The sequence below is a fragment of the Carboxylicivirga litoralis genome, from assembly GCF_025499605.1.
Lineage (GTDB): Bacteria > Bacteroidota > Bacteroidia > Bacteroidales > Marinilabiliaceae > Carboxylicivirga > Carboxylicivirga litoralis.
The window spans coordinates 21905-32442 of sequence record NZ_JAFMVC010000016.1 but is presented as its reverse complement, the minus strand read 5'-3'; the positions used below and the strand labels follow the sequence as shown (position 1 = coordinate 32442).

The 10538-nt window shown below is 38.6% G+C and carries 10 protein-coding genes; 5 read left to right on the top strand and 5 right to left on the bottom strand.

Annotation, left to right across the window (positions count from 1 at the left end; translation table 11 throughout):
• Positions 1–76: 76 nt before the first annotated feature.
• The 3 genes from dprA to J1N10_RS14495 all read right to left on the bottom strand — a co-directional run bounded on the left by dprA (position 77) and on the right by J1N10_RS14495 (position 2815).
• Entirely contained in the window at positions 77–1186 is a 1110-nt protein-coding gene (gene dprA / locus J1N10_RS14505; RefSeq protein ID WP_262327445.1) for a DNA-processing protein DprA, read from the bottom strand.
• 539 nt (positions 1187–1725) lie between these two features.
• Positions 1726–2337 (bottom strand): hypothetical protein, encoded by a 612-nt coding sequence (locus tag J1N10_RS14500; protein ID WP_262327444.1) that lies wholly within the window; start codon positions 2335–2337, stop codon positions 1726–1728.
• A gap of 13 nt (positions 2338–2350) precedes the next feature.
• Positions 2351–2815 carry a hypothetical protein gene (locus J1N10_RS14495; protein WP_262327443.1) on the bottom strand — a complete coding sequence of 155 codons (465 nt, stop codon included), beginning with the start codon at positions 2813–2815 and terminating at the stop codon, positions 2351–2353.
• A 223-nt stretch (positions 2816–3038) separates the two neighbouring features.
• Between J1N10_RS14495 and aroB the strand changes: the two genes are divergently transcribed.
• Together aroB and J1N10_RS14485 are read left to right on the top strand one after the other, a co-directional pair.
• On the top strand, positions 3039–4109 hold the full coding sequence (gene aroB / locus J1N10_RS14490; RefSeq protein ID WP_262327442.1) for a 3-dehydroquinate synthase: 1071 nt from the start codon (positions 3039–3041) through the stop codon (positions 4107–4109).
• Positions 4110–4297: 188 nt separating this feature from the next.
• Positions 4298–5542 (top strand): 3-phosphoshikimate 1-carboxyvinyltransferase, encoded by a 1245-nt coding sequence (locus J1N10_RS14485; protein WP_262327441.1) that lies wholly within the window; start codon positions 4298–4300, stop codon positions 5540–5542.
• On the opposite strand, the gene J1N10_RS14480 is transcribed toward J1N10_RS14485, so the two are convergent.
• Both J1N10_RS14480 and J1N10_RS14475 read right to left on the bottom strand, forming a co-directional pair.
• On the bottom strand, positions 5532–6056 hold the full coding sequence (locus J1N10_RS14480) for a hypothetical protein (RefSeq protein WP_262327440.1): 525 nt from the start codon (positions 6054–6056) through the stop codon (positions 5532–5534). The two genes, J1N10_RS14485 and J1N10_RS14480, sit on opposite strands and share 11 nt — an antisense overlap.
• A gap of 86 nt (positions 6057–6142) precedes the next feature.
• Complete coding sequence (locus J1N10_RS14475) at positions 6143–8083, bottom strand: vWA domain-containing protein (protein WP_262327439.1); 1941 nt, start codon at positions 8081–8083, stop codon at positions 6143–6145.
• A 75-nt stretch (positions 8084–8158) separates the two neighbouring features.
• On the opposite strand from J1N10_RS14475, the gene J1N10_RS14470 reads away from it, so the two are divergent.
• From J1N10_RS14470 to J1N10_RS14460, 3 genes are all read left to right on the top strand, one after another.
• On the top strand, positions 8159–8746 hold the full coding sequence (locus J1N10_RS14470; protein ID WP_262327438.1) for an RNA polymerase sigma factor: 588 nt from the start codon (positions 8159–8161) through the stop codon (positions 8744–8746).
• A 58-nt stretch (positions 8747–8804) separates the two neighbouring features.
• Entirely contained in the window at positions 8805–10019 is a 1215-nt protein-coding gene (locus tag J1N10_RS14465) for a carboxypeptidase-like regulatory domain-containing protein (protein WP_262327437.1), read from the top strand.
• Positions 10020–10080: 61 nt separating this feature from the next.
• Positions 10081–10527 carry a hypothetical protein gene (locus J1N10_RS14460; protein WP_262327436.1) on the top strand — a complete coding sequence of 149 codons (447 nt, stop codon included), beginning with the start codon at positions 10081–10083 and terminating at the stop codon, positions 10525–10527.
• The last annotated feature ends 11 nt before the right edge of the window (positions 10528–10538 follow it).

The following is a 10538-nucleotide window of genomic DNA, read 5'->3' as shown; positions in this document are numbered from 1 at the left end:
ATAGTCATTTTTGTTGTCTCATCTATTGACTTTTTAGATTAAATAATTCGAAATTCGATATAAACTCTGCTTTTTATTACCGTAATAATTTAAATGCATTACCCGGCAAGCACTTAACCAAACCCGCAAACTCCAACGACAACATACTTGCACTCACTTTACTAACTGGCAATCCGGTTTTAACACACAGCTCATTGGCTGTTAACTCCTTATTCTCTACAATCACATTGTAGAGTAATTCCTCCTCTGGGTTATTAAATGTTTGAAATAAGGATGGTTGCGTTGCTAACTGTGCTTCACTACTTTCCCACCCCAATGCATACTCCAAATCCTCAATATTTTCAATTAAGGCGGCTATATTTTTCTTAATTAAATAATTGCCTCCTTGCGATAATTCATCACCAACCCGGCCAGGAAACGCCATCACATCACGATTGTATGACTCTGCTATGCGCGAGGTAATAATGGCACCGCCTTTAATAGCTGACTCAACCATTACCAATGCATCTGCCAAACCAGCTACAATACGATTACGCCTTACAAAATTTGGCTTATCAGGCTTGGTGCCTGAAGTAAATTCGGTGATAACACCTCCATCAACAGTCATCTCTTTGGCGATATTTCGATGCAAAGAAGGGTAAATCCTATCCAAGCCATGTGCCAGGACGCCATATGTTGGCAAACCAAATTTTAAAGCTGCCTTATGCGCACAAACATCAATTCCATAGGCTAAGCCACTAACAATTATTGTGCCCGGATGCCTCTGCGCAATACCTTCAATTAGCTTTTCGCAATTAATGCGGGCATCATCAGAAGCTTTGCGTGTTCCAACAACCGCTAAAACCTTATTTACATCCAGGTTAAAATCACCTTTAGCATATAAAATGATTGGCGCATCATCGCAATACGACAGGCGCTTGGGATAATTATCATCGGTAAAATAAATAGCTTGAATATCGTGCTTCTGCACGAACTCCACCTCCTCTTCGGCACGGTTAAGTACATCAGCTGATTTAATAATGCTTGCCAATCCTTGTCCAATTCCGGGAATCGCAGATAGAGCTCTTAAACTTTGGGAGAAAACGGCCTGCTCATCGCCAACATAAGCAACAAGGTTACGCGCCAATTTAGGTCCAATACCTTTAATCAGGCTTATACCAATTTGATATTTTAAGCGGTCTAACAAATTAAGGTCTGATTATTAACTACTAAAGTAGAAAAAAATACGACTTAGACTGATGAATTCGGAGAATAGTTATTAACAATAAATAAAAAAGCTAAAGCAACTCCTTACGCTTGATTGATATCGCTCCTTAGGCTTACCTCCTGTCGTCTATTATGCGAACTTGTGCTATTCCTCATGCTTGACAAGTAATTTTCAACATAAGGAACACAGATAATAATTCGGCTCGGGTTATGCACGTACCTGACAGTTATCCGACTCGGAGCTAAGCCATTTTGTAATTAAATATTACTCATACAATAGTCAATGTTTATTCAATCATGATTGAACAAACATTGAAGAAACATTGAAGCAACTTTGAAGCAACTATGTGCTAAATGCGAGTCAGGCACCTGCATGGTACGAACCGGATACCTTGTTGAGCGTACATGACTGACTAATCCCCCTTGACCTTTAAAACACCTGTGGTAAAAACAATAGGAAACTTATCAATTTGGCAGTTCGACAAATCAATAATTGTGCAATTAGACAGTTAAATAAACCTAATAATCATCTCGAGGTATCCGGAAAGTAATACCAGTAGTCACCACTCCCATGTTGCCATTGCCTATTTCGAGTAGCATACAAAAATTGTCGCTTACAAAATACCGAACACCTATAGTGGGGCGCACTTTCATATCAAACGAACTGCGTTTGGAACTTTCAAAAACCGACAACTCCTCATTCCAAACATCATTATCTTCACGACTCTTCCATTTAAATAGCAGACTAAGTCCGGCATAAAAATCCCAATCGCCCAGAAAAACTTTATAGTTGGTCCACTCTTCAATCCAGCCTGCAAAATGCACATTGGCCAAACCGCCCATGACAAAATCAGAATAAATATGGGTATTAGAAGAAAGTGTATCGTTAACGTATCTGTCCCGATTATAGCCCATCATTGCTCCCACACTAACAAAATCCTCAAGGCCCTTTTCAACGGCTAATGATATAGGAGGCACTTTACGAATACTATAACCATCCCAATCGTGACGATCACTATAATCGGCAAACGAAATCTTAGGACTTATATAGATATCTCTGTTACTGAATTGGGCTTTCACTCCAAAACAAAAAACCAATAAAAAAACAACTAACAGGGTTTTGCGCATCATAGCGATATTTAGATTAAGCTTTAGTAACAACTGCCGCATATTTCCTGAGTTCTTCTACATTTATTTTATCAACTGCACTTAATCCAACCCTTGGAAATACGGCTAGCCTACCTTTAATTCTTCCACAAATTAATAAACCCACGCCTAGAATACCAATTCCTTTCCGCACTTTTACATATTTTATACGTTCAACTGGGATAACAATGCGTTTGTATTCGCGCCAAAAAGGGAACAAATTATAGTACTTCACATCTAATTTCAACTCATTTGCCTCTACTTCAACATAACAAAAACCACCGATGTAGTAGAGTACAATAATTACAATCAAAAATAGCCACAAAGCCATCTCAATCATTTTGTTATTTGTTTCAATCCATAGATAATTAACGGCAATTGGCACAATGGCCAGCATAACAATAATGCGCAAAAATGTACTTACTTTTTTAGCCTTATTCTTATTATCAAATTTAAGTGTCATTCTGTAATTTTTTAGAGAACAAACCAAATCTTTACTTTCAATATGACAATTATCAATTAAATAAACTGACAATTTGCAACTTTTTCACATTGACAAATAAAAACATCGTTACAATTGTTAAAAATAACTATTTTTGCTGGCATCAAAACAAAGCACAATACTGATTTGATACCCAACATCGTTATTTTTACAAATAGCTTGTTTTAATCAATAAATTTTAAGAATGTTTCCTTTACTATCCAAAGAGTCGAATGTTTTTATTGCGGAAGATTTAACGAAAGACATTGAGCATTTCATCAATAACTTTCCTCACGATAAAGTCTTTTTATTGTCTGATGAAACAGCTTTTGAAATGTGTTATCCGAAAATAAAAGATGTTGTAGGTTTATCGCCAGAACGTACTGTTATTATTCCATCGGGCGACAACAACAAAGGCATTGAGACTTTAGCTAAAGTATGGCACTTACTGAGTCATGGCGGCGCCGATCGTAAATCGCTCCTAATCACCCTCGGAGGTGGTATGCCTTGCGATTTAGGAGGCTTTGCGGCGTCAACTTTTAAACGGGGCATTCAGTTTATTAATATTCCAACCACCCTATTGGCGCAAGTGGATGCCTCTATTGGCGGAAAAACTGGCATTAACTTCGAAGGGTTTAAAAATGAAGTAGGTGTTTTCAACCAGGCCACAGCTGTTTTGATCGAAACCAGTTTTTTAGATACACTCGATCAGGAAAACATTATTTCGGGCTTTGCCGAGATGATTAAACATGCCTTCATCTATTCCAACGAACGCTGGGAACAACTGAAAGCTTTTGATATTATAAATCCGGATTATGCAGAACTAAAGGATTTGGTAGCCGACTCTATTCGTATCAAGGACTATTTTGTGCAAAACGATCCTTTAGAAAACCATATTCGCAAGGCGCTTAATTTTGGACATACTTTTGGGCATGCTTTTGAAAGTTTGGCCATGCACGAAAATCGCCCCATGCTGCACGGTTATGCCGTAGCCTTTGGAATGATTTGCGAACTATATTTATCGCATATTCGCTTAGGTTTCCCGATGCCTTTGGTGATGGAGATAGCTAACCAATTGGAAGCTGTTTTTGGGCATTTCGATTTCACCAAAGAGCATTTTGATGAATTGTACCAATTAATGACCCACGACAAAAAGAATGAATCGAACCAGATAAACTTTACTTTACTGGAAGAAATTGGTAAGATTCAGATTAATTGTCAGGCATCGAAAGAAGAAGTGTTTGACGCACTGCATTTCTATTGTAACATTAAGTAAAGACGGAAGACAGAGGACAGAAGATAGAAGATTAGAGATGAGAACAGAGAGGTGAGATGATAAGTATTACTTTTAATTCCTACACCCTCAAAAAGTGAACCTTCGTTGCCTGACAGAAGACATAAGCGCACCCAAACATATACTAATTACCACTAAATTATTTCATTATTCACAATCAGCACATAACCATGCAATATAAATTAGCTCACAATCCGGCAAAAGGGAACATAAAAATCCAGTTACCATCATCAAAAAGCATTAGTAACCGATTATTGCTTTTAAATGCTTTGAGTTACAGTCCGTATGAAATCAAAAACCTATCGGACAGCGATGATACTAAAGCAATGCTAGGTGTTTTAAACTCAAACAGCACCACCTTTGATGTAGGTGCAGCAGGTACTTCGATGCGCTTTTTAACTGCCTTTTTATCAAAGATTGTTGGCGAATGGGAGATTACCGGTTCTTCCCGTATGAAAGAGCGACCTATCAAAACATTGGTGGATGCCCTTAACCAGTTGGGAGGAAAGATAGAATACATGGAAAAAGAAGGCTATCCACCTTTGCGCATCTTTGGTAGTAATCTTGAAGGTGGCGAGCTTGAACTACCTGGCAATGTGAGCAGCCAGTATATTTCAGCATTATTAATGATTGCACCAACCATTGAAAAAGGCCTGAGATTAACCTTAACCGGAGAAATCATATCGAAGCCCTACCTGGAGATGACCTTAGCTTTAATGAAAGATTTTGGTGTTGAAAGCCATTGGAAAGGCCATGTCATTACCGTACCCGAAGGACGCTACCAACCAAAGGTTGTAACAGCCGAATCGGACTGGAGCGCTGCCAGCTACTGGTACGAAATAGCGGCTTTAAATCCTGAATTAAATATCAACCTGCAAGGATTGAAAAAAATTAGTCTGCAGGGAGATTCCAATGTTCAAAAGATGTTTGAGCACCTGGGTGTTAAAACCAAATTTTCGCAAAAGGGAACACAGCTTAGTCATATTGGCACGAAAACCAAGAAGTTTAAATACAACTTTATCAACGAACCTGATTTGGCACAAACACTGGCTGTTACTTGCTGTCTGATGAATATACCTTTTCACTTCACCGGTTTGCAAACACTTAAAATAAAAGAAACGGATCGTATTACGGCCTTAATGAATGAGCTTAATAAACTAGGCTTTGTCCTTGAGAGCAACAATGTAGACGATTTGAGCTGGGATGGTGAAACATGCGAATACTCAAGCTCTGAGCCTATTATCATTGACACATACAAAGATCACCGCATGGCCATGGCTTTTGCTCCGGCAGTGCTTAAATTTCCTAATATTGTGATTAACGACCCAATGGTGATTACCAAATCGTACCCTAATTATTGGCACGATGTGGCAATGGCTGGGATCGAATCAAAGGAGTATAAGTTTATAAGGTAACAGTAAAACCGGCTCGAAAATAGATGGTAAATAACCAGACAGCGACAATTAAATAGCTCATCCACACTTTACGCACAATTGCAACAACCAAAACAAGAGCTATACCAACAATGCGACTAATGATTGTATAACTACTTTCGCCAAAATCATAAAAGAAATGTGTGGCCATAAAAGCCGCTAACATAATCATAAAATTGCGCATCTGGCTTATGAAGTAGGCTTTGGTATCATCTCCCTTTTCTGGTGTAAATGCATTGACGGTAAGCATAAATAAGAATGGCGGCACCAGCTTAATCAAATAGTCGTAGTATTGCAAGCCCTTTAAATTACTGACCAGTTCAGCATAAGCGAACACATTATAAACGGCTGTTTCTGTCAATATTATTGTAAACAAAATATAAGGAACAAAAACACCTTTAGGTTCCAATAAGCGCTTCCATTCGCCAAACAAATCGGCCAGGGCAATACCATAAATTAACAAAGGCAAAAATGCCAGATATTCTGTTGCATCCATTTTATTTAGGAATGAGGTTGAAGTACAAAAATAACGAAGGCTTCTGTTTATGCAAACAGAAGCCTTCGTTTCAATTAAATATCTGATTAATCTTTACTTACAAACCTCGCATTTAACGACTCTGCAATCTCAATCAAACGTACCATTTCAGCCTTAAAGCCATCTGCATCATTTCCCCGTCCTTTCGTAGCCATCTCTTTCACTTCATCATAATCAACACTGCCTTTATACTCCGAATCACTCAACAACATACCAAAGGCGGCCACCGATGCTGCAAACTTAAAGTCATCATCAGCTTTTGCAAACTGTTGTACTTTGCCACTAAGCGCCTGCTCCATTAAAATACTTTTTGATGAATCGGGCTGTTTATAGCGAAGTTTTATGGTCAACCATTCTTCTGATGCAACAATTTTTCGGGATTCCTTATCTTTCTGATACTTTAGTTCATCAACCGTCTTCACCCATTGTTGACTGTCTTTTGCTCCTACCGGAATAATTTCATAAAGGGCCGTTACCGTATGACCTGCTCCTATTTCACCGGCATCTTTTTTATCATCATTAAAGTCTTCATCGTTTAATAAGCGGTTCTCATAACCAATTAAACGATAGGCCATAATTTTAGCAGGATTAAACTCAATCTGAAATTTCACATCTTTAGCTATCGTAAACAATGTACCACCAAACTCACTAACTAAAGTCTTTTGAGCTTCCTGCAGATTATCAATATAAGCATAGTTACCATTACCTTTATCGGCGATAATCTCCATACGATCATCTTTATAATTGCCCATTCCAAAGCCAAGCACAGTCATAAAAATACCGCTCTCACGTTCTTTGGCTACCAAATCTTCCATGGCCTCGTTGGAGCTGATGCCTACATTAAAATCGCCATCGGTTGCCAAGATAATACGGTTATTGGCATGCTTTTGATAGTTTTCCTTAGCCAATTTATAAGCTAGCTTCAAACCGGCTCCACCAGCTGTTGAACCACCTGCTTCCAAATTATCAAGTGCTTCCAATATTTCTTTTTTATCCTTGCCCGATGTCGGCTCCAACACCACACCAGCCGCTCCTGCATACACTACTATTGACACATAATCTTCGTCACGCAATTCATTCACCAACAATCGGAATGATGATTTTAATAAAGGTAGTTTATTGGAGCTACTCATCGAACCAGATACATCAATCAAAAATACCATGTTGGAAGGTGGCAGGTTCTCTTTTTCTATCTCTCGTCCTTTTAAGCCTACTTTTAATAGATAATGCTCACCATTCCACGGACATTCGGCCAATTGAGGTTTCACAGAAAACGGATGTTCACCTTCTGGTTGCGCATAATCGTAGTTAAAATAGTTAATCATCTCCTCAACCCGCACTGCATCCTGAGGGGGCAATTGTCCATTGTTTAAAAAACGACGAATATTGGTGTATGATGCCCGATCGACATCAACAGAAAAAGTTGATAAGGGATTTTTAGTCGTTTGCTTATAACCATTCTCACTAAGCGATGCATAGGCTTCTGTATTGAAGTCTGCATCGTAACAATCGGACACAAAATAAGCGGCCTGATGCTTTGGAGCACGTTTATCCCTACTTGCTCTTCCAACACCACGTATCTTTATTCCCGAAACAGCACCACAAAGCACACTCTTTTTCTGCGTCCCATATCCAACAACGACAACTTCTTCCATTTCGCACACATCTGCTTTGAGGACAACATTAATGACGGTTTGGTTCTTCACTTCAATTTCTTGCGACTCCATTCCAATAAAAGCAAATCGTAAAATATCGTTCTCGGTAACTTCTATCGAATAGTTACCATCCACATCGCTAATAGCGGATTGATTGGTCATTTTACTAATAATTGACACACCCGGAATGGCTGCTCCTTGTTCATCGCTAACGATTCCATTAACTATTCTTCCAACAGCATGAATATTAACAGTAACCAGAGCTAATACTGCAACTAATAATAAAGCTTTCTTTTTCATCATCATCAATTTTTGAGTTAAACACTTTGCCATTAGGATGCAGCTAAAACAATAATTCCATAAATCTTTTTAAGTTTTTTTCTACTTTTAAATTCTACACATCAGCATATGGCATTTAAGTGGCTTAAAAACAAAGAGAAGAGTGACGAGCAATTATTACTAGCTTTTCAAAACACGGGCAACATCGACCTGTTAGGGATGTTGTTTGAACGTTATATGCATTTAATTTATGGTGTATGCCTTAAATATTTAAAAAATAAAGATGATGCACAGGATGCCGTCATAGAGATTTATGAAAAGCTAGGTAAAGAATTACTGGAGAAACAGGTTGAAAACTTTAAGCCATGGCTGTATGTTGTCGCCAAAAACCATTGTTTGATGCAACTCCGTCAGCAACAATCGCAACTTAAAAAAGCCAGAGAATACGAAAAAAGTGAACTGGCTTTTATGGAATCAGCTCAAGATATGCATCTTAATAATGATAGCTGGGAGCCCGAGGAAATGGACAAGCGCCTGCAGGAGTGTTTAAGCAAGCTCAGAGAGCATCAACGTGCCTGCATAGAACTATTTTATTTCAAAGCACTTTGCTACCAGGAAATAAGTGATAATTTGAAGATTGACTTAAAAAAAGTGAAGAGTTATATTCAGAATGGTAAACGAAATTTAAAAATCTGTATCGAATCATTCAGTGAGTAAAAAAGAACAACATAAAAACAGCGAGGCATCTGAATTTCAAAGGTATTTAAACAATGAAATGTCAGGTCAGGAAGCGAATGCTTTTGAACGCCAGTTGTTAAACGATTCGTTTGAGGCTGATGCGCTCGAAGGCTTATCCATGCTCGAAACTTCAACTATTGATGCCGATTTAAAACGCCTCAAATCAAAAATCAACCAACCAACTGTTTTCTGGAGACGTCCTGCCTTCTACGCGGCAGCATCCATCATTTTACTAGTTGGTATCCTTTCCTCTCTATGGCTGTTGGTGCCTGACGACGCGATTTTGGTATCTGACAACCAACTAAAAACGACTAAAAAAGAACTAATCGTTGATAAGAAGGAGGCAAGTACCCAAACTGTAAATAAGCCAACTGAAGAAAGAAGAAGCAGGCAAGCTAAAGCTGAACCTCTTAACCCAAAAACACAAAAGGCTACACCTAAGCAAGGTCAGGAAACTGCTAAAAAAGCAGCACCGCAAGCCACAAAACTACAAGCTACAAGCGACTTCGAGATGAGTGATTTAGAAGAGTTTAATATTAAAGCACCACAAAGCGACTCTCCTGTCAGCAGAATTGAAGAAGAAGTAATGACAGTTGATTACGGCACACTCGAAGGTAAAAGTTTTGAAGCACAGAGTGGTGCCGAAGATGATGAACTAAAGATTGTGAAAGGAAAAGTGGTGGATCGCAACAGAGAACCATTGCCCGGTGCTACAATCAATGTTCGCGGAACACAAATAGCAACTGTAGCTAACATGGATGGCACTTACCAAATAAAAGTACCGGTCAAAGATACGTCCAAGCCACTTGATGCTTTTTACGTTGGCTTTGTAGCTCAGGAATCGAATTACCCCAAAGCCGATTCAGTTAATTTTGTACTTCAGGAAGATTACATGGCCTTGAGTGAAGTGGTGACTATTGAATCAGACGAAGAACAAGAACGTCGCATTAAAGAATTTATTAACGCTGAACCAATCGGCGGACTTGACCAATATATTGAAGACATTGAGGCCTCCTTACGCTATCCTAAAAATAGTTCAGGCAAAAAAGAGCAGGTAATTGCTCTGGTAACCATTAGCCTGCGTGGCGATATAAAAAACATCGAGCTAAAACGAAGCCCGGGAGAAGCCTATTCTGTTGAAACCATCAGAGCCATACGCAATGGAGCCCGATGGAAACCTGCCAGTAAAAAAGGCTTTCCGGTTGATGACACAGTGAAAATTAAATTGCGCTTTGCACCTAAAAGAAAATAGGTCTTTACATTTCAAAAGCAACCTTTTATATTTGCGCTTGTCTTTAAAGGAAAAACCTAATATGCTTACGCACCTAACCAAATTCTCAATTCTAATCGGCATCCTTATTATCTCTGGCTGTGACCCCAATAGCTACGTGACCCAAAAATTTTATTTTAAGGATGAATTTACCTTAAGTGAGGTACATGCACCTAGCTACAAATTCACTAAAAAACAGAACACTCATCCCATAAAAATCACATTCCCTAAACAAGAAGAATTTAAATTGCAACTATCCGACAATTCCTGTAGCGGTCAATACGAAGCTACTACAAAAGGTAAGGTTACTTTTCATAGCACCAACTGCTCACCTGATTGCTGCGAAACAGACTGGGATCTATACATCTACACATTAATCAGAAAAATCACCAGATATGAAGGTGGAAATGATGACGAACTGGTTTTATTTATTGATGATAACAACTACCTGATATTAAAAGTAGCTTCTAACACAAACGCTTCAGTTTAATCACTTTTTTA

Excerpts from the sequence above, each read along its gene's own strand:
- J1N10_RS14500 (WP_262327444.1), bottom strand. The coding sequence starts at position 2,337 with ATGATGCGCAAAACCCTGTTAGTTGTTTTTTTATTGGTTTTTTGTTTT.
- J1N10_RS14485 (WP_262327441.1), top strand. The coding sequence starts at position 4,298 with ATGCAATATAAATTAGCTCACAATCCGGCAAAAGGGAACATAAAAATC.
- J1N10_RS14470 (WP_262327438.1), top strand. The coding sequence starts at position 8,159 with ATGGCATTTAAGTGGCTTAAAAACAAAGAGAAGAGTGACGAGCAATTA.
- J1N10_RS14495 (WP_262327443.1), bottom strand. The coding sequence starts at position 2,815 with ATGACACTTAAATTTGATAATAAGAATAAGGCTAAAAAAGTAAGTACA.
- J1N10_RS14465 (WP_262327437.1), top strand. The coding sequence starts at position 8,805 with ATGTCAGGTCAGGAAGCGAATGCTTTTGAACGCCAGTTGTTAAACGAT.
- J1N10_RS14475 (WP_262327439.1), bottom strand. The coding sequence starts at position 8,083 with ATGGCAAAGTGTTTAACTCAAAAATTGATGATGATGAAAAAGAAAGCT.
- J1N10_RS14480 (WP_262327440.1), bottom strand. The coding sequence starts at position 6,056 with ATGGATGCAACAGAATATCTGGCATTTTTGCCTTTGTTAATTTATGGT.
- J1N10_RS14460 (WP_262327436.1), top strand. The coding sequence starts at position 10,081 with ATGCTTACGCACCTAACCAAATTCTCAATTCTAATCGGCATCCTTATT.
- aroB (WP_262327442.1), top strand. The coding sequence starts at position 3,039 with ATGTTTCCTTTACTATCCAAAGAGTCGAATGTTTTTATTGCGGAAGAT.